Annotated in this window: 20 protein-coding genes and 1 tRNA gene; 15 read left to right on the top strand and 6 right to left on the bottom strand. The window is 57.8% G+C overall.

The genetic code is table 11. From position 1 onward, the window contains the following. Positions 1-36: 36 nt before the first annotated feature. Positions 37-912, top strand: coding sequence for an RAD55 family ATPase (locus SH661x_RS05505; RefSeq protein WP_437228826.1), 876 nt, complete (start codon positions 37-39; stop codon positions 910-912). Between the two features lie 178 nt (positions 913-1,090). On the opposite strand, the gene SH661x_RS05500 is transcribed toward SH661x_RS05505, so the two are convergent. Then, positions 1,091-1,987 (bottom strand): hypothetical protein, encoded by an 897-nt coding sequence (locus SH661x_RS05500; RefSeq protein WP_437228824.1) that lies wholly within the window; start codon positions 1,985-1,987, stop codon positions 1,091-1,093. Between the two features lie 464 nt (positions 1,988-2,451). Between SH661x_RS05500 and SH661x_RS05495 the strand changes: the two genes are divergently transcribed. Next, positions 2,452-3,213, top strand: coding sequence for a hypothetical protein (locus SH661x_RS05495; RefSeq protein ID WP_437228822.1), 762 nt, complete (start codon positions 2,452-2,454; stop codon positions 3,211-3,213). Here SH661x_RS05495 and SH661x_RS05490 read toward each other — a convergent pair. Then, positions 3,180-3,974: a HEAT repeat domain-containing protein gene (locus SH661x_RS05490; protein ID WP_437228820.1), complete on the bottom strand. Its 795-nt coding sequence runs from the start codon at positions 3,972-3,974 to the stop codon at positions 3,180-3,182. The genes SH661x_RS05495 and SH661x_RS05490 overlap by 34 nt on opposite strands. A gap of 266 nt (positions 3,975-4,240) precedes the next feature. Here SH661x_RS05490 and SH661x_RS05485 point away from each other — a divergent pair, with 266 nt between their 5' ends. Further along, a complete protein-coding gene (locus SH661x_RS05485) occupies positions 4,241-6,952 on the top strand; it encodes a HEAT repeat domain-containing protein (protein WP_437228818.1) in 2,712 nt (903 codons plus the stop codon). 161 nt (positions 6,953-7,113) lie between these two features. Then, entirely contained in the window at positions 7,114-8,472 is a 1,359-nt protein-coding gene (locus tag SH661x_RS05480) for a tRNA modification GTPase (RefSeq protein WP_437228816.1), read from the top strand. A 135-nt stretch (positions 8,473-8,607) separates the two neighbouring features. On the opposite strand, the gene lysA is transcribed toward SH661x_RS05480, so the two are convergent. Further along, positions 8,608-9,882 (bottom strand): diaminopimelate decarboxylase, encoded by a 1,275-nt coding sequence (lysA, locus tag SH661x_RS05475; RefSeq protein ID WP_437228814.1) that lies wholly within the window; start codon positions 9,880-9,882, stop codon positions 8,608-8,610. 441 nt (positions 9,883-10,323) lie between these two features. On the opposite strand from lysA, the gene SH661x_RS05470 reads away from it, so the two are divergent. The 4 genes from SH661x_RS05470 to SH661x_RS05455 all read left to right on the top strand — a co-directional run bounded on the left by SH661x_RS05470 (position 10,324) and on the right by SH661x_RS05455 (position 14,815). After that, positions 10,324-12,057, top strand: a complete 1,734-nt coding sequence (locus SH661x_RS05470; RefSeq protein WP_437228813.1) for a SpoIIE family protein phosphatase — start codon at positions 10,324-10,326, stop codon at positions 12,055-12,057. Further along, the gene (locus SH661x_RS05465) at positions 12,054-14,027 is read left to right on the top strand and encodes an ATP-dependent DNA helicase (RefSeq protein ID WP_437228811.1); all 1,974 of its coding nucleotides are present in this window, start codon (positions 12,054-12,056) and stop codon (positions 14,025-14,027) included. The genes SH661x_RS05470 and SH661x_RS05465 overlap by 4 nt, the downstream gene beginning before the upstream one ends. Positions 14,028-14,123: 96 nt before the next feature. Beyond that, a complete protein-coding gene (locus tag SH661x_RS05460) occupies positions 14,124-14,462 on the top strand; it encodes a type II toxin-antitoxin system RelE/ParE family toxin (protein WP_437228809.1) in 339 nt (112 codons plus the stop codon). Next, positions 14,459-14,815, top strand: coding sequence for a helix-turn-helix transcriptional regulator (locus SH661x_RS05455; RefSeq protein ID WP_437228807.1), 357 nt, complete (start codon positions 14,459-14,461; stop codon positions 14,813-14,815). The genes SH661x_RS05460 and SH661x_RS05455 overlap by 4 nt, the downstream gene beginning before the upstream one ends. 110 nt (positions 14,816-14,925) lie before the next feature. Here SH661x_RS05455 and SH661x_RS05450 read toward each other — a convergent pair whose 3' ends face one another. Next, complete coding sequence (locus SH661x_RS05450) at positions 14,926-15,897, bottom strand: acyl-CoA desaturase (protein ID WP_437228805.1); 972 nt, start codon at positions 15,895-15,897, stop codon at positions 14,926-14,928. A gap of 315 nt (positions 15,898-16,212) precedes the next feature. Between SH661x_RS05450 and SH661x_RS05445 the strand changes: the two genes are divergently transcribed. Both SH661x_RS05445 and SH661x_RS05440 read left to right on the top strand, forming a co-directional pair. Further along, the gene (locus tag SH661x_RS05445; RefSeq protein WP_437228803.1) at positions 16,213-16,608 is read left to right on the top strand and encodes a Dabb family protein; all 396 of its coding nucleotides are present in this window, start codon (positions 16,213-16,215) and stop codon (positions 16,606-16,608) included. Positions 16,609-16,849: 241 nt separating this feature from the next. After that, the gene (locus SH661x_RS05440) at positions 16,850-17,188 is read left to right on the top strand and encodes a hypothetical protein (protein WP_437228801.1); all 339 of its coding nucleotides are present in this window, start codon (positions 16,850-16,852) and stop codon (positions 17,186-17,188) included. A 247-nt stretch (positions 17,189-17,435) separates the two neighbouring features. Here SH661x_RS05440 and SH661x_RS05435 read toward each other — a convergent pair whose 3' ends face one another. Continuing rightward, entirely contained in the window at positions 17,436-18,314 is an 879-nt protein-coding gene (locus tag SH661x_RS05435) for a YihY/virulence factor BrkB family protein (RefSeq protein WP_437228799.1), read from the bottom strand. A gap of 173 nt (positions 18,315-18,487) precedes the next feature. Here SH661x_RS05435 and SH661x_RS05430 point away from each other — a divergent pair, with 173 nt between their 5' ends. Both SH661x_RS05430 and SH661x_RS05425 read left to right on the top strand, forming a co-directional pair. Then, positions 18,488-19,348: a DUF4159 domain-containing protein gene (locus tag SH661x_RS05430; protein WP_437228797.1), complete on the top strand. Its 861-nt coding sequence runs from the start codon at positions 18,488-18,490 to the stop codon at positions 19,346-19,348. 183 nt (positions 19,349-19,531) lie between these two features. Beyond that, positions 19,532-20,584, top strand: coding sequence for a sigma-54 interaction domain-containing protein (locus SH661x_RS05425; protein ID WP_437228795.1), 1,053 nt, complete (start codon positions 19,532-19,534; stop codon positions 20,582-20,584). A 9-nt stretch (positions 20,585-20,593) separates the two neighbouring features. Here SH661x_RS05425 and SH661x_RS05420 read toward each other — a convergent pair whose 3' ends face one another. Continuing rightward, positions 20,594-21,508, bottom strand: a complete 915-nt coding sequence (locus SH661x_RS05420) for a metallophosphoesterase family protein (protein ID WP_437228793.1) — start codon at positions 21,506-21,508, stop codon at positions 20,594-20,596. 228 nt (positions 21,509-21,736) lie between these two features. Between SH661x_RS05420 and SH661x_RS05415 the strand changes: the two genes are divergently transcribed. From SH661x_RS05415 to SH661x_RS05405, 3 genes are all read left to right on the top strand, one after another. Next, a tRNA-Lys gene (locus SH661x_RS05415) sits at positions 21,737-21,809 on the top strand. A gap of 106 nt (positions 21,810-21,915) precedes the next feature. After that, positions 21,916-23,112: a tyrosine-type recombinase/integrase gene (locus tag SH661x_RS05410; RefSeq protein WP_437228791.1), complete on the top strand. Its 1,197-nt coding sequence runs from the start codon at positions 21,916-21,918 to the stop codon at positions 23,110-23,112. A 190-nt stretch (positions 23,113-23,302) separates the two neighbouring features. Continuing rightward, entirely contained in the window at positions 23,303-23,629 is a 327-nt protein-coding gene (locus SH661x_RS05405) for a hypothetical protein (protein ID WP_437228789.1), read from the top strand. Positions 23,630-23,754: the final 125 nt, after the last annotated feature.

Raw genomic sequence — 23,754 nt, 5'->3', positions numbered from 1 at the left:
ATCACTGCAAACTGCCCACTGAGAACTTCCCTCCCCATGCGCCACAGTACCGGAATTCCTGAACTCGATGACATGCTCGGCGGCGGCCTTATTCCCGGGACACTCACCGTCGTCCTGGGAGCTACCGGCATCGGCAAGACCCAGCTGGGAGTGCAGTATCTGCATCAGGGGCAGCAGCAGGAAGGAACCCCCGGCGTTCTCTTCGACATGTCTTCTCGTGGCGATTCACAGAACCATGGCGATTACGCAGAGCGGTTGTTTCAGTGGAAGTTGCGGCCCCGCCCGATCGACTGGGTCCTGAGCGAACCGGCAGCCATCTGGAAGCCTGAAGAAGCACGCTGGGATGCCCTGCACCTGTTTCGCCAGGCGGGACGACGCGTCACGATGAGCGACATGGATTTCGACCAGCAACGGGCCTGGAAGATCGATCTGAACCGCAAACTCACCGACACGATCGCCTTCTTCTATGGCAACTTCTGTCAGGGAGTCAGGCGCTGCGTGATTGACGGCATTGAGCCTTCCGACCGGGCGAGCGACTCCTTCCAGTTCGACCTGTTCGAATACGTTTATCACCAGATCATGCAGAAGGAACATGACTGGGTCGCCCGGGACCTGCTGCGGGTCAACTACCGGGCCTATGAAGAGCAAGTCCAGCAGCACGCCTACTCCAATCAGCAGATCAGTTCGCTGATGCTCTGTACCAGCCATGAGATCATGCTGGAGGATCTGCTAACCCGCCGGATTGAAAGCGGCGATGTGCTCTCCAATGCGAACACCATTATTCTAATGGGGAAAGTCCGCGAAGGGGCCCGCATGAGCCGCGCCCTGCACATCCCCAAACACCGCGGCAGCCGCTGCGACGACTCCATACGGCCCTACGAAATCCACGACAGCGGGCTGAAGCTGCTGTAGGGTGCATGCAAGGGACGTGGCACCCGGTTTCGCATTGCTCTATCCAGCCTACAAGGTTTGGAGCCGACTTGCCTGCAGAAATGCGAAACGCCCCGGGTGAGCTTCCGGGGCGTCTGTATGGACTAGATCAGCTTCGGCTCACCAGCTTTTGTGCTGAGCGAGCGAATTGTTCAGGCCATTATCGTGGCAGCTGAGCTCGGACAGGGCCGGTTTTCTTGGGCTGGGCGAGGGTCGGATCGTTGGCAATCCGCTCGGCTGCGTGGGCCTGAGCGGTCCCGGCGATCTGCATCGCTGCCTGCAGCTGGGTTCCGCTGAAGTAGTTGTCGCCGGGGACGCGGACGACTCCCTTGCCCTTCTCAGCCAGTTCTTCCCAGCTCAGACCATTGGCGACATGCCATGTGGCGGCCTGAGCAGAATGCTGATCGATCTTGCCGGTCCCGACCATGTAAATCAGGGACTGCAGCACGGGGTCTTCCGTGTATTTGTCGACAGGAATGACGTTGTACTGGGTGCGGGGAGTAGGCTCTTTGAGGCCGTGATTCAGGCAGACCGAGGTAAAGGGAACGCGGAGGGTCTTCTCGGCCGGGACGGAGAAGAACCCCCCGCCCATACCACCCATGCCACCGCCACCCATGCCGCCCATACCTCCACCCATCCCGCCGCCCATTCCTCCCATGCCGCCACCCATGCCGCCGCCCATGGATTGCTGCTGGCCGCCGCCCATGCCGCCCATTCCACCGCCTCCCATGCCGCCCATGCCACCACCCATCCCCATGCCGCCCATGCCACCGCCGCCGAACTGGGCGGAAACGGGAACAGCAGCGAAGCCGGCGGGGGCCTGCACGGTGAGAGGCTCACTCGTCTTGTTGGAGATGAAGATGTTTCCACCAGTGGAGTTCTTGGCCACCAGCTTGACCTCAATCAGCCCCTCTTCCATGGCGGAGAACATTTCGACCTGCTTGGCTTCAGGGTCGAACTTCGTATTCGTCAACGGACGGTCTGAACCTGCAAATGCGACAGCCTGCACTGAAAGAATCAATGCCAGGGAAAGAAAGCCATTGGATCGAAGGATCATGGACAGCCTCATGGAACAGCCGCTTGCGGAAGTGTAAACCTGTTGGAACAGACGATTTCACCCAGGGAAGGCAGAATCTGTGTGCCCCCCATGTGAAGAAATCGGCGCAGGGAGAATGCCTGCACGTCCCTGCATGTTATCGATCCATTTTGTCTGCTCGCAATTGAAATGTCAGGCAAGCCAGCTGAATCGGGCAATTCCTCAGGACTGGAAGCGGTGTGACCCGTAGATCTGACAGACCCGTTTCCTCAGAAACGGCAAAAGGAATTTCTGGGCCACCGGAGAATCCATAAATCCGTTCAATCAGTTAATTTCCGCAACATGCACCGGGAGCAGCGGGTTTGCATTTCGGGGCTGACCGGGCAAAATTTTGAGCCGGCGTTCGCCCGACTGCGTTGAGTCAGCAGTGCAGATGGTGTGAGCAGGTGCCGGCGGAAATCAATCAGACGGAGAGGCACTCACCAATGGCGGGCAGACAGCTGGAATCGGACAGGATCATTGAAACGGTTGAAGTCCTCAGCCGACGCATCCGGGAACGATTCCCGACCGCGGGGCTCAACGGCGTCTGTGGCGACTTGCTCGCAATCGCCCGGCAGGCACGTCAGCGATCCGTCGCAATTGGACGCCCAATGATCGGCATCCGTCTGCTTTCCTTCGCGATCGTGTCCCTCATTCTCCTCATGTTCGGCCTGTTGCTCGCCAAGATCCGCATTCCCGACCAGCCGTTGCAGGCAGGGGAATTCATTCAGGGGCTGGAAGCGGGTTTCAATGCACTGGTTCTGATCGGCGCGACGATCCTCTTCCTCTTTACGCTGGAAGTCCGGGTGAAGCGGGCCAGAGCCCTGCGTGCGATCCACGAGCTACGGACAATCGCTCACATCATCGATATGCACCAGCTGACCAAAGATCCGGAACGAAACTTCTGGAAAGGGAAGGACACACAGTCCTCCCCCCAGCGGACGATGACTCCGTTTGAGCTGAACCGGTATTTAGATTATTGCAGCGAGATGCTGGCTCTGACCGGAAAGATCGCGGCTCTGTACGTGGATAACTTTCCGGACGCCCAGGCCGTGGCTGCGGTCAATGATATTGAAGACCTGACGTCCGGACTGGCTCGCAAGATCTGGCAGAAGATCATGGTCCTGCACAATATTCCCCACGATGCCCGGATCCCGACGGCAGCAACCGCAGGTCAGGGAGACTCGAACTCGCCGGAGATCAGTTGAATGGCCGACTGAGCGGCTGCGGAGAGTTCGCCCGGCTCAGAGGCAATCTTCTTCAACTCCGGCAAAGCCGATTCTGCCTGCGGACCGATCCGTCCGAGCAACTCCACCACCGGCGAAAGGACGTCGGCCGTGTTTTCCTGAGACAGGGCGACCTTCAACGACTCGACATGACCGGCTGTGGCCGTCCCCGCAGCATTGAGATTGACGGCGGCCAATTGGCGCAGCTGAGGATCGTCCGCCTGCAGCAGTTTGATGAGAGTCGGGACGGCCGCCTGCGCGTGGTCCGGAAACTGAACGAGCGTTGCTGCGGCATTCGCCTGCACAAAGGGGGATGCGTCGTCCAGGGCCGCCAGCAGTTGTGACGTGGCCCCGGAAGCGTCGGGACCGAACAGGGCCAGAGTCGTCGCTGCGAGTTCCCGTTCCGCATCTGTTCCGTGGGCAAGCTTCTCAGCCAGGGTGCGAACAGCGGATTCCCCCATTTCCAGCAGCTGTCCGTGAGTTCGATCCCAGTCTTCCAACTGAGTTCCCGGGGCGATCAGAGTTTCAAACAGCTGCCGAGCCCTGGGGTCTTCCGGGACCTGAACGACCGTTGGCTCCGTGGGGGCGGGAGTGAAATCCACATCAGTTGCAGGGGCACGCACGACTCGCTCGGTTCGAGGTGCGGGAGCTTCCGGTGCAGCTGCCCCGGCTCCGCAACCGGCAATGGCCGTGCAGAAGAACGATGTCATCATCCAGCCTGTTGTGCATTGAAGACGAACCATCCCTGTTCCCTCTTCGTGTCAGTCCGGCCATTTCTGCCGGTCGAAACCTCTTCGTGCGCCCGCAGCGGACTCCTGTGGCACTCTCACATTCGATATCGGCAAACTCGAAGTGACGCTCCCATGCAATTCGACTTTGACAGGAATCCTGAAGAGTTGTTTTCCCTTCGCTGCAGCGAAACAGAGATGAAGACTAACTTCCGGACAAATTCGGTGGTAACATAATTTTCACCCAATTTGAGCTGTCCGGTCTGGCGGTTGAGGGCTTTATGAACAATCGACGCCGAAGATTTCATTTCTGGTTTCTCCTTCTCATCGGCGTCTTCGTCTGGGCGGATGTCGGTTCACGCGCCGGAGCAGAGGAAGATCCACTCTCCAATCTCTGGACGACCAGCGCGGACGAAATCCGTCAGCAGATTCTGCGAACAGCCGGATTGCCCGGAGGTGAATCCGTCCGCAAGCTGGCCGACGGGCCGGTGCTGTTGTGGGTCGAACGCTGTTTCGTCGGAACGGACAATGTCTATTCCAACGAGGGAACCCGCTACGCCGTGCTGCGGCTTGAGATCTCGAATCCGGGGACCGAAGAGCTGCAGATCAAGCGAGAAAACATCACTCTGCGGGTCGGAGGAGACACTTTCAAACTAGGCCCCCGACAGGGACTGCTGCGAGACATGCCCCTGCAGATCGACTGGCACGAACATGGGCACATCCGTCCCCAGTCTCAATTGCGCACTCCCAAGACCATCAAAGTTCCCGCTGGGAAAGGGGTGGCGTTCTGGTGCATCTTTGCCGGATTCGATCCGCTCCCAGTGATTCCCGAAATGACCCTCGTGGTGGAATCGGAATCGGGTGGAAAATGGGAGCTCGACGTGAACGCCCAGCAGAATGCACGGCTGGGACTGACATCACAGCGACTCGGTCCGCATGACGCGCTGACAGTCTTCACCATTCACGGCCAGCTGAACCGCATTAATTCCGTACTTCTAGCAAATGAGATGACGGCCGCTTCGGAGAAAGGGGGAAACCGGTTCGTCATCGAATGGACTGATGACGCCCGCCCCAGCGACGAAGTGCTTTTGAACTGGCTTCTGACCTCGACCATGCAGACAGGTGAGGTCAATCCTCTGACGTTGTCACTTCCCACCCTTCCCGTTTCCCACCAGTGCGTCCTGTCTGGACTTCCCTCGGAGAACGAAGACGCTGGCATCTGGGGAGATGTCGTCGCAGATATTTCGAAGAACACGCAGGACGCAGTCATCGTCGCACTCAAAGATATCTACGAGCGGGCTGACCCAGCGATCGTCCTCGACGAGATTCGCACGGGGCATCAATGGTCGAAGGTCGCGGCGTTGAGATCCGCCGGGGACCGACTCCCCGCAGACGCATTGCCGCTCCTTCTGGAGTTGTCCCGCAAGGAGAATTCCGACGAACGGATTGCAGCCATCCTGGCTCTGGGCTATCAGTCCCAGCCGTCGGCGAACGCCGCACTCAGTCAGTTTGCACAGAGCAAGGATGAGACAGTCGCTCGGGCGGCTTTCGAAGCCCTGCTTTCCACATCGAATCCCTTCCGCAGAGCGCGAGTCCGCGAACTGCTCAAGGAAGGACAGGTCGCCCTTCCGCAAAGTGAAATCCTGAAGCTCCTGGCCGCCCAGTATCACCCGGACTGGAACGCAGACCTGATTCAGGCGATCCAGAGTGACGACCCCGAGGTTCGCTGCGTCGCCCTGAAGTCCTTCTCCCAGATCGGCCATGCAGATCTAAATCGGTTTTGCCGCGAAGCACTGAAAGACTCTGATGAAAAGGTGCGTGAGCAGGCGTTCCAGATCCTGATCGATCACCCGGACCGGGCCTCGGAACAGGCCGCCCGGGACTATGCCCTGAAACGTCTGAACGAAGGGCATGTCGACGATTCCATCCTGGATTTCATCGAAACGATCCGTGAGACCCGGGCAGCCCCCGCGCTTCTTGCGGCCATGTCTCAAAATGAACGCCAGCGTCACAGGATGATCGAAGTCATCTGCGAAATCGGGACCAGCGGACACCTGCAGGCGATTCTGGACGGACTCGACAAATACACGGAAGACGAACAGGTTGCCGCTCTGAATCTGGTCTACCGGCTGTCAGTCCCGACACAGCTGCAGGCGGCCCGGAAAGCGCTCACCTCAGACCGGGCCGCCATGCACGATGCAGCAATCGAAATCCTCAAGTCGGTCGGCAATGACGAAGCGGTCACAATCCTGGGTGACCTGCTGATTTCAAAAGACCCCAAACGCAACGTTGATTTAATTTGTATGGCTCTGGGGGAAATCGGCACGGGTTCGGCAATCCGTGGGCTGCGCGAGTTTCAGGAACAAGCCGCCCTCGAAGACAACCACAACGGACTGCGAGCAGCCATTGCGGGGCTGCAACTGTGGCGATCGCGCCTTCCCGGATTTGATTACATTCAGGCCGGCTATATCCACATCGCCAGTCAGGAAGAAGAGGAAGCGATCAAGTCATTTTCCATGGCGATTCTGATCAACCCGGATCTGTCGGACGCCTACGCTGCGCGTGGGGACCTTCACCTCCGTAAGAAAGAGTTTGCCAAGGCGGGGAATGATTTCGCAAAGGCTATGCAGCTGGATCGCTTTAACGGACAGGCGATCACTGGGGTGGCCATCGTCGGTGCGATCAACGGGGGCTGGAAGGAATCCGCCGATCTTGTCGAGGCCAACGCCAAGCGTTTCTCTGCCGACAATGTCTTCCTGTACAACACCGCCTGCGTCTATTCACGGTGTGCTGAGGCACTTCAAAAAACTCCTGACTCGCCAGAACGTGACGAGCAGATCACCGATTTCCAGAAAAAGGCGATCGACAAACTGAAAGTGGCCATCGAGGAAGGGTTCAGCGATTTCGCATGGATGCAGAAAGACCCGGATCTGGAAGCGATCCGCAGCCTGCCAAACTTCAAGAAGCTGCTCACCGATGATGCCGAGAGCTGAACCGCTCCTGCGTTTTCCCTGATCCCGAAATCGGCGGGCGATCACAACGGCCCCCACGTTCTCTCCTGTCCGGGACACCAACTTGGACCGGTCTTCCCCGCGCCAGATCTTGATCGTCCGATCTCTCGAACGATCCCGTGTGCCCTGTTAAAACTGTCCGCATGCTTGCCTCTCCCCAAGACACCATTGCCGCTATCGCCTCTGCCCCGGGCCCTTCGCTTCGAGGCATCATTCGCATCAGCGGCCCGGAGGTCGAGTCTGTTCTTTGCAGGCTGCTGGGGAACGAAGACTGGATCGACCGAACATCCAGACTCGCCCGCCGCCATGAGATTCTCATTCCGATCGCCGACCGCACGCTGACCCTGCCGGCTCACCTGTTGTACTGGCCGACCGAACGGAGTTTCACCGGGGAACGACTGGCGGAAATTCACCTGCTAGGATCTCCCCCCTTATTAAATGAAGTGCTCGGGATGATCCTCACCTCGGGAGCGCGTCCTGCCGAACGGGGCGAATTCACCTTGCGGGCGTTTCTCGCCGGACGCATCGATCTTGTTCAGGCAGAAGCTGTCCTGGGGGTCATCGACGCTGGCAATTCGTTCGAACTTCGCACTGCACTGGCGCAGCTGGCCGGCGGCATCTCCACTCGAATGGAAATCCTCCGGGAAGAATTGCTGCTGCATCTGGCCGACCTGGAAGCAGGTCTGGACTTTGTCGAAGAAGATATTGAGTTCGTCGCCCGGGAAGAGCTGCTGCGGAGACTGCATTCGGCTCGCGAGCTTCTCAACGAGTTGCTGCAGCAGTCGTCGGATCGCATGCTGACATCGGCCCGCTTGAAAGTGGTCCTGGCTGGCCTGCCGAATGCTGGAAAGAGCACGCTGTTCAACTGGCTGTGCGGACGGCAATCGGCGCTGGTCTCCTCGATTGCCGGGACGACCCGGGATTACCTCACCGCAGCCATCCGCCATGCCGGGACGAGCTTTGATCTGGTCGACACCGCCGGCTGGGAGAGGGCGCGCGATGAAATCGAATCCGCAGCCGGGAACCTGCGAACCGAACAGTTACAGCGGGCAGATCTCGTTATCTGGTGCTCAGCTGCAGATCTCAGCGACGAAGAAGCACTACAGGACCAGGCCCTGCGGGAAGAGTGTGAACGAGAAGCGGCAGCGCTGCTTCATCTTCAGACCAAAGGGGACTGCGGAAGTCCAACGGGGATTTTGACCGTCTCCGCGGAACGGAATCAGGGACTGGACCTGCTACTCAATGCGATTGCAGCCCGGCTTTCCACAACTCCGACCGATACGGAAATGATCGGCGCGACCGCTGCCCGCTGTCAGGAAAGCCTGCAGCATGCGATCTTCGGAATCGACCGGGCGATTGATTCCATCGCCGCACACGCTGGAGATGAACTCATCGCCCTGGAGCTCCGGGAAGTGCTGGAACACCTGGGACGGATCGTCGGGCGCGTTTATACCGACGACATCCTCGACCGGATCTTCAGCCGGTTCTGCATCGGGAAGTGACTGCCACCAGCGCAAGGATTCGCCGGGGTTTCGTGAGTCCGCTCCGCCCCCGGCCAACCAGACGAGGATTTCTTCCCAAACACGTTTAGCTGCACACATGAAGAGTGCAGCTAAACCGTTGATTTTAACGGGCGATCAACTGACCCGTTCAGCTGCGATCAGGTCTTCATACGTCTCGCGGCGACGGATGAGTCGGACCGAACTGCCGTTCACCAGCAACTCCGCTGCCCGGGGACGGGAGTTGTAGTTACTGGACATGGCGGTTCCATAAGCCCCCGCGCTGAAGGTGCAGATCAGATCATCCTGCTGCACCGGCGGAAGCCAGCGCTGCTTGGCGAGATAGTCACCCGATTCACAGATCGGCCCCACGACGTCGACCGGTTCACAGCCTGGGATTTCCGCTTCGAAATCGACCGGAGCGGGGACTTTCGGCGAGACCGGCCAGATGCGATGGAAGGAGTCATACATGGCGGGTCGCACGAGGTCGTTCATCGCAGCGTCCTGAATGACGAACAGCTTTCCACCTTCGCGCTTCGTGTAGATCACTCGGCTGAGGAGAATTCCCGCATTTCCGCAGATCGATCGTCCGGGCTCGAGGGCGAGCCGGCATTCCGCCTCCTTCACGAACGGCACGATGGCAGCGGCATACTCGGCAGCTGTGGCCGCTTCCTGCCCGCGGTAGTTGAGCCCGAATCCACCCCCCAGATTGATCCAGTTCGTCTTGTGTCCGTTGCGACGCAGTTCCTTCACCACGTCCAGAGCTTTCTGGGCCGACTGCCGATAAGGATCTGTCGTGTTGATCGGTGAGCCGATGTGCAGATGGATCCCGCGCAATTCCAGATGCGGATCCGCCAGCACCTGAGCAGCCAGTTCATTATGCCGCTCGATATCCATTCCGAACTTGTTTCCCTTTTTCCCGGTCGTGGTCTTGGCATGTGTCTTGCCGTCGATATCCGGGTTCAGTCGCAGCGCCACGGGAGCGACACGGTTCATGGAAGCAGCCACGCGTGAAATGGCCTTCAGCTCGGCTTCGCTTTCCACGTTGAACATCAGGATGTTGCTCTCAAGGGCTTCACGGATTTCTGCCTCCGTCTTGCCAACCCCCGCAAAGACGACCCGCGTCGGGTCCGCGCCAGCTTCCCGGACACGGAACAACTCCCCGCCGCTGACGACGTCAAAGCTGCTCCCCTGCTCATTCAGCAGCTTCAACAGCGACAGGTTGGAATTTGCTTTGACGGAGTAGCAGATCACCGGATCCACTTCCGCAAATGCCTTGCGGATGGCCTGGAGTTCGTAAACCAGCTTCGCCTGTGAATAGATCCAGAGGGGCGTCCCGTATTCGCGGGCCAGATCAGCGACAGCCACGTCTTCACAGTAAAGCTGCCCGTCACGATATTGAAATGCGTCCATGGAAGATTCACGAATCTGGTCAGTGATGAATGAAAGGCGGCCTGCCTGGTTTTGCCGCGTCCCGGTCCGATTTTCCGGAGGAGAGATCATAAGCAGGGGAGTCGAGAGTCTCAATCACGGGGGGCAGCGGGCTTTCCCCGTTGAAAATTCGGTAGCAGTTGAGAGTCCGGAGTCCAGAGTCCAGAGCATTAGGAGACACGCACCATTTTCCCTCTTCCCTCTTCCCTCTTCCCTCATCCCTCTTCCCTCTTCCCTCCCCAAGAATTGCCCTCCGGGAAGGGCTGCGGTAAACTTTGCTTTTATGGCGAATTTCCGCAATTCGCACAGAACAGTCGATGTAGAACGATCTTCGGAAAAATTCTCCCAGCAGTCGAGACTGTTCTGCCAGTAGGAGCCGCGGGAAGGAACTCGCGTCGGGTCATTGTTGAAAAAGGAATTGCTGTGGCTGTTCTCCAGGTTGTGAGCGGCGAATCCGAAGGAACTCAGTTTCCCATGGTGGCGGAACGGACCATTCTCGGCCGTCATCCTACCTGCCAGGTTGTCCTGAACAGCAATGTGGTCAGCCGTCAGCACGCACAGGTGCTGGAAAGCCATGGCACCTTCTACATCGAAGACCTGCGAAGCCGGAACGGGACGTTCGTCAACGAAAAGAAAATCGCCGGGCGAACAGAACTCAATGACGGCGACGAAATCCGTCTGTGCGACGTGGTGATGCAGTTTATCCTGTATCCCTCAATTGCCCAGATGCCTGCCCAGCCGGAAGAGCGTCCTCCGAAGGTCGGCTCCGACACCATCGACGCCATGAAGTCCGGGCTGCTGGAAAACAGCCAGCTGTTCGAAATGCCGGTCGAAGATCCGCGACCGTTCGAAAGCGCGACCTCGATCCGGCGTCTTTCCTCAGACAGCGTCTACAAGTCGACCGTCGACCCCAGCGTCAAACTGAAGGCGATCCTCGAGATCACACAGGCTCTGGGACGGGAACTGCGGATTGAAACCGTCCTCCCCAAGATGCTTGTGACGCTCTTCAACATTTTTCCGCAGGCGGAACAGGGGTTCGTGCTGCTGAAAGACCCGGACACGAACCGACTGAAAGTGAAAGCCAGCCGGACTCGTGGCGGAGCCGAGGCTGAGACGGTGGCCGTCAGCATGACTGTGGTTCGCCACGCCCTGCAGACACGTGAATCGCTGTTAAGTCGGAATGTCCTCGATGATTCCCGGTTCAAGAAGAGCACCGCTCTCTCAAAGATGCGTATCACGTCGATGATGTGTGTCCCGCTGCTCAGCCAGGACGATGAAGGGATGGGGGTCATCCAGATTGTGACCCGCGATGACGACCGCGCCTTCTCGGAAGAAGATCTCGATCTGCTTTCCAGCCTCGCCAGCCAGGCGAGCATGGCGATTGAAAACGCCCGGATGCACGAAGAACATGTGCAGCGAAGAGAACTCGAACGGGACCTCGAATTTGCCACGCAGGTCCAGCTTGGATTCCTGCCGAAGTCCCGCCCCAACCTGCCGGACTACACGTTTCACGATTACTACGAAGCAGCCTTGAGTGTCGGTGGAGACTACTTCGACTACCTGACGCTCGCGGACGGCCGAGTGGCGATGGCGATTGGAGATGTCGCTGGAAAAGGGATGCCGGCCGCCCTGTTGATGGCCCGTCTCTACTCCTCAATGCGGTTTCAGCTCCTGACCAAACGGACGCTCGAAGAAGCGGTCTCCGGCCTGAACGAGGAAATTTCTTCCAGCGGCCTGGGACATCGATTCATCACGTTCCTGGTCATGCTGATTGACCCAAATGAGAACACGCTGAAGATCGTCAACGCGGGGCATCTCCCTCCGCTGAAACGGAGTGCGGACGGTCAGGTGACGGTCCTGGCCCGGGAATCGGCGAGCCTGCCACTGGGAATCATGCCGGAACTGGCCTACGAATCGGCGACCGTTCAGATCGCTCCGGGCGACACGATCATCGCCTATACCGATGGCGTCAGCGAAGCCATGAACGCAGACAAGGACATCTACGGCAGTGAACGCCTGACGGGGCTGCTGGCGACGTGCAAGGGCACGATCAGCAAGACCGTCGAAACGATCGTCGAGAACGTCGAAGAGTTCATGGGGACCATGACATCCCGGGATGACACCTGCATCATCGGTGTCCACAGGGCGGGGACATGATTCCTTCAACGGACGATGTCTTTGAAGCGGACGGATTCATTGCCCGCCGGTTGCCGCAGTACGAATCCCGTCCCGAACAGGTCGAGATGGCGTCCGCTGTGGCGGAAGCGATCGCCACGAAATCGCACCTGGTCGTCGAGGCGGGGACAGGGGTCGGAAAAAGCTTTGCGTACATGGTCCCCTGCATTCTGGCTGCAGCGGAACGGCAGGAGAAGAATGACAAGACCCGGATCGTCATCAGCACTCATACCATCAGCCTGCAGGAACAGCTGATCGCCCGGGACATCCCCTTTCTGAATTCGATTCTCCCAGTCGAATTCTCGGCCGTGCTGGTCAAAGGGCGGGGAAATTACATCAGTCTGCGACGCCTGCAGCAGGCACGCGAGAAGAGCCGCGCACTCTTCGAGAGTGAAGAACAGACACAACTGCAGTCTGTCCACAACTGGTCGGAGTCCACGTATGACGGGAGTCTCGCAGACCTGGGATTCACTCCCATTCCCCAGGTCTGGGACGAGATCCGCAGCGAACACGGCAACTGTCTTGGGAAGAAATGCCCGTCCCACAAGGACTGTTTCTACTACCGGGCCCGCCGCCGGGTGTGGAACTCTGACGTCCTTGTGGTCAACCATGCCATGTTCTTTGCAGACCTGGCACTTCGAAGAGAAGGAGCCAGCGTCCTCCCCGACTATGACGTGGCGGTCTTCGATGAAGCTCACACACTCGAGGATGTGGCCGCTTCCCATCTCGGCATGACCGTCTCGAACGGCCAGTTCAGCTACCTGTTCAACAAGCTCTACAACGACCGCACCCGCAAAGGACTGCTGATTCACCACAACGTTGAAAAAGGCCAGCAGATGGTCGCCCGGCTCCGTTTTCTGGTGGATGACCTGTTTGATCAGCTCAGTCAGTGGCGCGAGAAATCGGCCGCCCAGAATGGACGAGTCCGCAGACCAATTGAAATCGACAACCGAGTTTCTTCAGAACTGCACGATCTCTCCCTCACGCTGCGGACGTTCGCAGGTGAGCTGAAGGACGAAGCCCAGCAGCTCGACTTCCATTCTTCTGCAGACCGGCTCGACGGCTTGGGAGTTTCTCTCAACAGCTGGCTGAAACAGCGACAGGAAGACGCTGTCTACTGGATCGAAGTGACCGGCCAGAAGCTGCACAACATCAAGTTGATGTCTTCGCCGATTGATGTCGGGGCGACGCTGCGGGATGAACTGTTCTCCAAAGTCCCCTCCGTGATCCTGACGAGTGCGACGCTGGCGGTGGGTCGACAGGACTTCAGCTTCTACCGCAACCGCATCGGTCTGACCAAGGCACGCGACCTGAAACTCGGATCCCCGTTCGACTATCAGAAGCAGGCCACGATCGTCCTTCCGGACAAAATGCCCGACCCGGGCGAAACGCCGGCTGAGTATGAAAATGCCGTCGTCGAACGCATTCGACAGCATGTCGATGACACCACGGGCGGAACCTTTGTGCTCTTCACCAGCTACAAGATGCTGCAGTCCTGCGCCCGCAAGCTGACCCCCTGGTTCGCCCAGCGGAACCAAATGCTGCTCTGTCAGGGAACGGGAATGCAGCGAAACGTGCTGCTGGAGAACTTCCGCAAAGATGGACAGGCGGTGCTGTTCGGCACGGAATCGTTCTGGCAGGGTGTCGATGTTCCCGGGGACGCGCTCAAGAACGTCATCATCACCAAGCTTCCTTTCAGCGTCCCGGACCATCCGCTGCTGGAAGCACGTGTTGAGCGGATTCGCGAAAACGGCGGTAACCCGTTCACGCAGTATCAGGTTCCCGAAGCAGCCATCAAATTGCGACAAGGGTTCGGCCGGCTGATTCGCTCGGCCACCGACTCAGGTCAGGTGGTGATTCTCGATCCCCGCTTGCGGACCAAACCGTACGGACGGATCTTCCTGGAGAGCCTACCGGAATGCCGCCGCGTGGTGGCACCGCTGAAGGGCTGAAGACGGGGTGAGGATCGTGTCAATAAGTGGTCCAGCATGACCAAATGCCGTTTATGTCGATATTGACATATTCCAGATGTGACATATCATTGAAGAATGGGCCTCAAGGAAAAACCACTCGTCTGGCTACACGGTGAAATCAAAACGCCACCGTTTTCGATGGAGGCGAGAGTGGAGGCCGGAACTTTGTTACGTCGCCTACAGTCCGGAGAAAGCATCGGCATGCCACACAGCCGTCCAATGCCATCAATTGGAAAGCGGTGCCATGAACTGCGAATCGTCGACAACAATGCCAGCTGGCGGATTATTTACCGCACAGACGCCGATGCGATCATCATCGGAGAAGTGTTCCCCAAGCAGACAGTTCGGACTCCTCAGCAAGTCATCGATATCTGCAAGAAGCGATTTGCGAGATACGACGAGGTAACCCGATGAAAACCACAAAAAGAAAAAAGTTAGAAGCCGCTGGGTGGAAAGTCGGTTCGACAACGGAATTCCTCGGCTTGGGCGAGGCGGAAGAAATGCTCGTCGAAATGAAACTGGCCCTCGCCAATAAAGTGAGGGAATTGAGACAGTTCCATCAGCTGACCCAAGTGAATCTGGCAAAGCTCATCGGCTCCAGTCAGTCACGCATCGCGAAGCTGGAAACGGCAGATCCCTCCATTTCCATGGAACTCCTGATTCGATCCCTCGCCAAACTGGGCGTGACACGCGGTGAGATCGGAGAGATCCTGAGCCATCGACCAGTCGCGAAAAAGAAGTCCACAAGACGCAAAGAATCCGCCTGAGCCTTCGCGCGGGTCGATTCGTGATCACCGCCAACAACGCGTCAACAAAAAAGATCCGCCTGAAATTCTCCAGGCGGATCTTCACTTTGGTTCGACAGTTTGGCCAGCGATTATGTGGGGGACGCGTTCGTTTCCGGAATACGGTCATCCACATCCGTTGCCTGCCCGATGAGTCGCAGGAAGCTGATTGTCCACCAGGTCATATCGAACTCCCACCAGCGGTGTCCGGCCCGGGCCAGACGGGGGTGAGCGTGATGATTGTTGTGCCAGCCTTCACCGTAGGCGAACAGCGCCACCCACCACAGGTTGCGGGAAGCATCGGTCGTCTCGTAATTGCGGTATCCCCACAGATGGGTTGCCGAGTTCACAAACCACGTGCTGTGGTAAGCGAGAACCATCCGGACGCACATCCCCCACAGCAGCATCGGCCAGCCCCCGACGAAGAACAGCGTCAGGCCCGCAACCCACAGCCAGAGTGCAAAGGTCTTTTCAAAGAACTGCATCATCGGATCACGGACCAGATCCGGAGCGTAGTACTGATACAGCAGCTGTCGCTTGCGGGGACTTGTCTTGATCATCATCCACCACAGATGAGCCCACCAGGGACCTTCCAGCGGAGAGTGCGGGTCCCCTGCCTGATCGGAATGGCCGTGATGCACACGATGGGTGGCTGCCCAGGTGAGCGGACTTCCTTCACCGGCGATCGAACCGCACAGCGTCCCGAAGAACTTTGCTGGGCCCTTCAGCTTCAACGACCGGTGCGACAGACAACGGTGAAAGGTCATGCAGATGCCCAGGCTGCAGGTCATCCAGTGCAGGACAACTGCGACCGCGACCGCTTCCCAGGTGAAGAAGAACAAAGCCGCCACAGCTCCAACGTGCATTGCAAACATCCAGCCGGCAATGACCCAGTCGACATTCTTCAGGCGGAGATTTTCCGGATAGAAGTAACGCAGAAGTTCTTCGCGTTCTTTGGCTGCCTGACTTTTCGGGCGATCGGCTTGAGCGACCTCGGAAACGGGTTGTGGGCTGAGAGGAATTGCTTCCAGTTCAGCAGCACTGTCCAGCATGGCAGGAGACATGATTGTGTTCTTTCAATAAGAGCAACCCGTTTCCTGCGGTATTGCTCGGAGTTTGCAGCAGGGAGCGAAAAGGTTTTGGGTGCTCCACGTTGGGAAAGTCTTGTATCACAATCTTCGGAGGGAGTGTGTCAGGCCGCTGGAAAACTTCGGTCAAACTTTCGCCAGCGATGTCACGGAATTGTCAGCGGGGCCCGCATCGCGTAAAATCATTATCCTGCAAACAGTTACGCCTCGACGTCCAGCTCAGAACAGAACCGCAGCCGGGCAGACACGGCGGTGATCCAGCTCCTTTGTGACAGAAAGAAGGCCTTCTTCATGAAATCTCTACTGCTTGCCTGCCTGGGAATCGCACTGCTGCTTGTCGCCAGCCTGCTCGTCAACTCCTCCAAGGCGGACAAGAAGAAAGAGGCGAAGTTGCGCCACGTCGTGCTCTTCAAGTTCAAACCCGACGCCACACAGGCGCAGATCGATGCTGTCGTGAAAGCCTTCGGTGAACTCCCCGGCAAGGTCAGTGAGATTGACGAATACGAATGGGGAACAGACGTCAGCCCGGAGAAGCTTTCCAAGGGACTGACGCACTGTTTCTTCGTCACCTTCACCAGCGAGGCCAACCGGGACACCTACCTGACGCACCCGGACCACGTGAAGTTTGTCGAACTGCTCAAGCCGATCCTGGACGATGTGACCGTCGTGGACTACTGGGCGAGGTAAGCACGAGATTCCACTTTCGACAAGGGCCACGATGAACTTCAAAACTCGACTCGAACAATCTGAATGGACTCTCGGGAACCAAATCCTCCAAAAGCGTGCATTTGGATCGCCGAAGATCAAGCTGTTGCGTCTGCTCTCGATTGTCGTTATCGCAGTAACCGTTTCCCTCGTCATACCGATATTGCGTGAAAGACCTGCAAGAGGACCAGGGAAGGAATTGTTCGACATTGCCAGAGTGGCCATGCTTCCGCTTCTGGCAATCGGAATGATCTTCCTTCTCCGGAAGATCAACAGGAGTGCGATCAAGGACCATCTGGAGCCCGATGGATTTATTCTCATCGAACGCAATGTCTCCACAGGACCGGACGGGCTGCGGATGACATGTTCCAAATTCGACCAACTGATCTATTGGCCCACGTTCGTTTCAGCCACCCTCACCGATCGGTTGCTGCTGTTATTCGTGGAACGCAATGTCGCGGTCATTTTCAGTCGAACTCACTGCAATCCACAGGATTTTGCGGCCTTTATCAGCTCGGTGCGGATGTATGCCCCACAACTGGCGGACGATCTCCGGCATTGAGATCTCCCAAGACGCACCACGAGCCAGCCGTCCCGCGAACGGGTGGCTCAGACAACGTCTGGGTTCCGCAGGGACAAGAGGCATGTCAGAACGCCGCCGAACTGCGGATCAGCGAGATTTTGGATCGGCATTACAACGGGGGCTGTTCTTCGTGCATCGTGATACGAACGGCCTCTTGCGGCTGCGCCGCCCAGACTTTGTCTGGGCCACCCGATGAAGTCGATTGAATCAGAGCTCTTTCTCCAGTTCAGCTGTCGGCCCTGCTCCGCGCGCGTCGCTGGTGCCCTCGCGACTGTGCCCACACCTGGGTCAACTCGGCCCCAAACAGAATGATCATGGATGTGTAATAGATCCACATCAGCAGCAGCACCAGGGCACCCGCTCCACCGTACCCGCTCAGATTGCGAGTCCCCAGATACCAGCCGAGCAACTCCTTGCCGATCATGAACAGCAGTGCTGTGATGCTCGCTCCGACCCAGACATCTCCCCAGTAGACATGCACATCCGGAAGCCAGCGGAACAACGCTGCCAGCAGGAGAACGACGACCACATAGGTCACCCCGAGATTGCCGAAATAGCTGAGCCAGTGAGATGTTTCCCCCGGAAGATACGGGTCCAGAAACGTGACGGTGGCAGCCAGGACAGCTGTCGCGACCAGCGAAGCGAACAGCAACGTCGCAACCGTCAGCACCATGACGAAGGAAAGAATTCTCTTGATCACCAATCGTCGCACGTGGGAATCCGTCGCTGGCGGAACGTAGTTCCAGACCTGATTCAATGCGATCTGCAATTGAACCATCACCCCGGTTGATCCGACAAAGAGCACGACCACGCTGACGAGAGTAGCCCAGAAACTGGTGTCCTTATCTCGAGCATGCTGCATGACGTCCAGAATCAGCTCTGCCCCTGAGCGGTCGAAAATCTGCGTTAACTCCCTGCTCAGATTCTCCTGGGCGACCTCTTCCCCCCACAGCATTCCCGCTGCGAGAATGACAATGAGAATCAACGGAGGAATGGAGAACAGGGCGTAATAGGCCAGTGCCGCCGCCATTGTCGTACAGCCATCTTCCCCGAACTCAACGCAGGCCTGACGGAAATAATTGAAGACTCTTTTCAACCGCCTCATCGATTCCTCCCGCCTGTCCACTCTAAGGTCGACGCCCGGCATTACAAGTTGCCCGCATGCTGACTTCAGGATTTCTACTCGGCAGCTCACCTGGAAACGTGGCCCGGCGCACACCGGCGGGATACAGTAAGGACAAAGTCTTCCGACGGCATCACCCTTGAAGGTCGTATCACATGCGAGGGGGATTTCTGCTTGTCCTCGTTCTGGGTGCGGTGACCCTCTCAGCCTATGCGCAGCTGCAGCGACGATCCCGCGACGGTTCCATTCAGCAGATCTTTCAGACCCAGGAGCCGACCCGTTTTCTCATCGATCGACGGGGAGTGCCCGAATGGGAAGTGGATCCCGCCTTCCCCAGCGATCTCTTCACTTTCGTCCGTATCATGTACAACCCTGTCAACGGGATGTACGGGGCCTGGAACACCGACTATCCCGACAGTGATCTGAATTTTTCTTTCCGCCTGCAGCAACTCACTTCGCTGAAAGTCAGCCCGAACCCCATTGTTCTCGAGCTGACAGACCATGCACTGTTCGACTATCCGTTCATCTACTTCTGCGAACCCGGGGGGGGATTCAACCGGAACGGCGGCCTGAACTTTTCTGACGAGGAAGTTCAGTCGCTGCAGAAGTACCTGCGAAACGGCGGCTTCGCCATGTTCGACGACTTCTGGGGCGAAGCGGAGTGGGAGAACTTTGCGAGGGAGATGAAGAAGGTCTTTCCGAACCAGGAGCCACAGGAGCTTCCGCTGGACCATCCGATCTTCCACATCGTTTATGACCTGCAGGAAAAGCCTCAGGTTCCCTCGATCGAATTCGGCCGCAGAGGGATCTCTTACGAACGCCCGGACGCAACCGAGGTTCACTATCGTGGTTTCTTCGACGACGCGGGCCGGCTCGTGGCGCTCGCCTGCCATAACACCGACCTGGGTGATGGCTGGGAGCGTGAAGGGGAAGATGTGAACTACTTCCACGAGTACTCGGAGAAAAAGGCGTACCCCATGGGGATCAACATCGTTTTCTATGCGATGACGCACTGAAGCCATCTCCCAGCCTGCAATGTTTGCACGCCGTGCAATTCCAGCAGGCAACACATTGCTGAGCACGCGCAGAGCCCTTCCTCTCCAGCGACCCGCCAGAGCCCACTGCTTGCAAATGGAACCTCCTCTGCCTACACTTCCAGCAGCCTTGCAAAGTTCTCACGCAGACATCGTAGTTGAGCTATGCCCTCGCCTCTCTCTTCGAGCGACTCTCCCCCATTTGAGGGGTTCATCGGGTCCAGCGACGTCATGCGCGAACTCTTTCGCCATGTCCGCAAAATCTCCAACAGCGCTGCAACGGTTCTCCTCCTGGGAGAAACGGGCTCCGGCAAAGAACTCGTGGCCCGCGCCGTTCACGAATTGAGTCCGCGAGCCAGCGGCCCGTTTGTGCGGGTCAACTGCGGCGCACTCAGTGAAAGCCTGCTCGAAAGCGAACTCTTCGGCCACGTCAAAGGAGCCTTTACCAACGCAATCGAGAACCGCACCGGACGCTTCGAAGCCGGACATGGCGGGACCATCTTTCTGGATGAGATCAACTCCGTCAGCCACACCCTGCAGGTGAAGCTGCTGCGGGTCCTGCAGGAACATCAGTTCGAACGGGTCGGTGACACAAAAACCATCAGCGTCGATTGCCGGATCATTGCAGCGACGAACCGCGACCTCGCTGAGATGGTGGAGCACAAGACCTTTCGGGAAGACCTGTACTACCGGCTCAACGTGCTGCCGATCTATGTCCCGCCGTTGCGGGAGAGACGCGAAGACATTCCTGAGCTGGTCGATTTTTTCGTGGGGCGATACGCCGCCCAGAACCATCGCCCGACACTCTCCGTCTCCCCCGAAGCATTGACGTTCCTGAAGTCTTATCTTTGGCCAGGAAATGTCCGCGAACTCCAGAATTACATCGAACGGGCAATTGTGCTCGCCGACGGAGACATTCTGACCCCGGAGCTGCTCCCCTCACACGTCCGCGGAGAGGCCCCCGTCCGACTGGGACGCATCGAACGCACCGAACTTCAGTCGCTGTGCACCGAGCTGGTCGCACGCGGCCTGAGCGAAGTCACCGAAGATGGCAAGTGCCACGAATCAGTGATCGGCATGGTGGAACGGGAACTGATCCTGCAAGTCCTGCGAGGCTGCCAGGGAACCCAGACCAAGGCAGCAACACGACTGGGAATCAACCGGAACACGCTCCACAAGAAGATCGAAGACTTCCACCTGCAGAGCGAAGCCCGCTGAACACGCTCTTCACCCCCAGGTCAGATCGGTCACCTGCCGATTCAGGGGATGATCAGCGTCGATCGTGTGCAACTCGAGTCGAAGGCCGTCCGGACGAAACTCGGCATCAACCCAGCCATTTGGATCCGCGTCCCTGAAGAGATAAGCCACCGGCGGCAGATTCACCAGGTGAATCCCCTCGTGCTGAGCAGTTCCCCATGCGTGCGTGTGCCCAAAGATGAAAGCTTTTACCTGCTTGCGGGTCGCCAGCGCGGAAAAGAACTCCTGCGTATCCTCAATCCCGGACCAGATCTTTCCTTCCTCAGGCGCAGTAAACTGCGGTGCGTGATGGGCGATCAGAACGGCCGGCTTATCAGGTCGGGCATCCAGCGACCGCGTCAGCCATTCCAGCTGCGCCTGGCCGACCATCCCGGTCACGACGTTTGTCTTTGTCAGCGTGTCCAGCAGAAACAGATTGGCGACAGGAGTTTCAATGACGCTGATGTGGCGCGATTCCACCGTCTGAGCCCCGGGACGCTGTCCGTTGATCGCGTCATAAAGAGTTTCGCGTGCATCATGATTCCCCATCGTGATGTGCAGCGGAATGCCTCCCTCTCCCAGCGGCTTCACACACTCCTGAAACACAGCGTAGTCCCCGGGCAGACCTCGACTGAAAGCACAGTCGCCATTCACCAGCACCCCCTGCGGCCGATGCTGCAATTCGAGTACTTCACCGACCACCTGCCGAAGATTGGCAGCGACATTCACATCCCGATGAACATAGTCCGGATTCGCATCAATATGTGTGTCGGAAAGCATCGCGAGACGATACCGCTCCCGGTCGACTTCTCCAAACCCTGACCGGACAACCGCGAGCCCCGCCAGGGCTGCAGCCGTGCGGGCAAGAAAGGCTCGTCGAGACACAGGCAGGGCATGCAGCGGCATCGGAAACTCCGGATTCGAAACGATTCACATGGCAGATATGACTGACGAAACCCCCAACTCAGCGAGGCGATACCGAGTGTAAGCCAAACGCTGTCCGGACGGCAATTTATCCCGCCAATACCGATTCTGCGGGGCCTCGAAGAATCCGCGCGGCTGCAGGGTTGTGTCTGTGAATCGGGTAGCTACAATGTCTCGTTCCCAATCCGACCCTCGCTGGTCAGATCGGCAGCCCCTATAGCTCAGTTGGTAGAGCAATTGACTCTTAATCAATTGGTCCAAGGTTCGAGTCCTTGTGGGGGCACTGACGAAAGTCGTTGTTGAGCCGTAACTTGCGGCTACCTGCATTCAAGGCAGTGCAACATCGTTTTACCCGCGTTTACCACAAACGCAGTGAACGGAGTTGGCAAATGCCGAGATCAGTAGTCCCAAGTTACGGTTTCCACAAGCCATCCGGACAGGCTCGCGTCCGAATCGATGGCAAAGACCACTGGCTGGGGCAACACGGTTCCCCCGAGAGCTACGAAAAGTATTCGAAGCTCATTCTTGAGTGGCAGCAATCCCCCAAAACGCAGGTGGCCTCAGGTCTCTCTGTGCGTCATCTGGTGCTGCTGTATCTGCAGAGATGCAAGCAGCACTATCGAAAGGGCGGGGAGATGACCAGCGAAGTCAACGCGGTGAAGATCGCCATGCGGCATGTGGTCAAACTCTACAAGTCCTCTCCGGCCAGAGAGTTTTCCCCCAAAGCCCTGAGAGCGGTTCGGCAATCCATGATCGACTCAGGATATGTCCGCTCCTCAATCAACCAGCATATCGGTCGCATTCGGCGAATGTTCAAGTGGGCGGTAGCTGAAGAGCTGGTTGCAGTCGAGGTCTACCTCGCACTTGGAACCCTGGACGGATTGCTGGCTGGGCGAACAGATGCAGTCGAGTCCGAACCTGTTGTCCCGGTTCCAGAGGCCCGAGTCTTGGCGATCGAAAAGACGGTCAGCCGGCCAGTCTGGGGAATGATCCAGCTTCAGATGGTCACCGGAATGAGGCCCGGGGAAGTTCGCCGAATGCGGGGCTGCGACCTGAACGTCAGCGGTGAAATCTGGGAATACCGACCGCAGACCCACAAAACCCAACACCACGGCAAAGGGCGAGTCGTGGCAATTGGTCCGGCAGGCCAGAAGATTCTGCGAGAGTTTCTGAAGGGCGATCTACAAGAATACCTATTCTCTCCGCGAAGTGTTCAAAGAGGGAGAGCCGGAGCGTGCTACACCTCATTCAGCTATCACCGGGCAATCACTCGCGGCTGCGAAGTTGCTTTCGGCATGCCTGACCATCTCCGGCGAATCGACAGGTACCTGAAAAACCAAAAAGAATTGAACGAGAAGCAGAAGATCAGCCTGAAGAAGAAACTCCAAAAAGAGGCCGTCGCATGGCGAGCGGAACACTGCTGGAGCCCTAATCAGCTGCGGCATAATTTCGCCACTCGAGCCCGGCGGGAATTCGGGATTGAAGCCGCCAGGGTGACTCTGGGGCATTCGTCAGCAGTGACATCGGAGATCTACGCGGAGAAGGACCTTGACGCAGCACGGGCGGTCGTCGCCAAGATTGGATAGAATCGACCCCTGTTTCCTCTAACTCTTCGTCCATACTGGAGCATTGCATGGGGCAATTTCTGACGAATTAGAGCTGTGCTGGCTTTTCGACGAAGGTCGTCGCATTCTTTTTCTTGCCGCAGATTGCTTGCGGGCTCACGGCGAGTGGCATCAGGCAGAATCCGATCATCCAGCTCACATGCAGGCTGCCATGTACGTCGACGCAGCGATCGCGAACGGGCACGAAGACCCGGTGTTCTACTGGATCTTTATTGAAGACTCCGGCGACTACGACATCAATGTCATTCAGGCGGACGCAGACGATATCGCGATGGGTCGCGACCTCTACCGAAGCATTCTTGACCAATGGATCAGGGCACAAAAGCAAGGCAAGTACCATGGCTACCTCTACAACCTCCGAGCTATTCCCACAGGCGGACTCCCAGAGTACGAAAAAGAACGCTGGAGAGCAGCACGCAATTACGAGGGTGACACCGGAGACCCCGATCCAGTCGGAGCAGGCGGAGAAACATTCTGAACTAGTCGACCTTCGCTCGCAGATGATGTCGGTCAATCCAGAGACCATGCAGCTCGCACTGGGGCAGTACCAGGAGCGACGACGAACCTTTCGGGAATGGCTCCGCGCTCAGTTGGTTGAGCGAT

The sequence above is a fragment of the Planctomicrobium stercoris genome, from assembly GCF_051465655.1.
GTDB lineage: Bacteria > Planctomycetota > Planctomycetia > Planctomycetales > Planctomycetaceae > Planctomicrobium.
The sequence above is the reverse complement of the archived record's forward strand: the minus strand, read 5'-3'. Positions and strand labels throughout refer to the sequence as shown.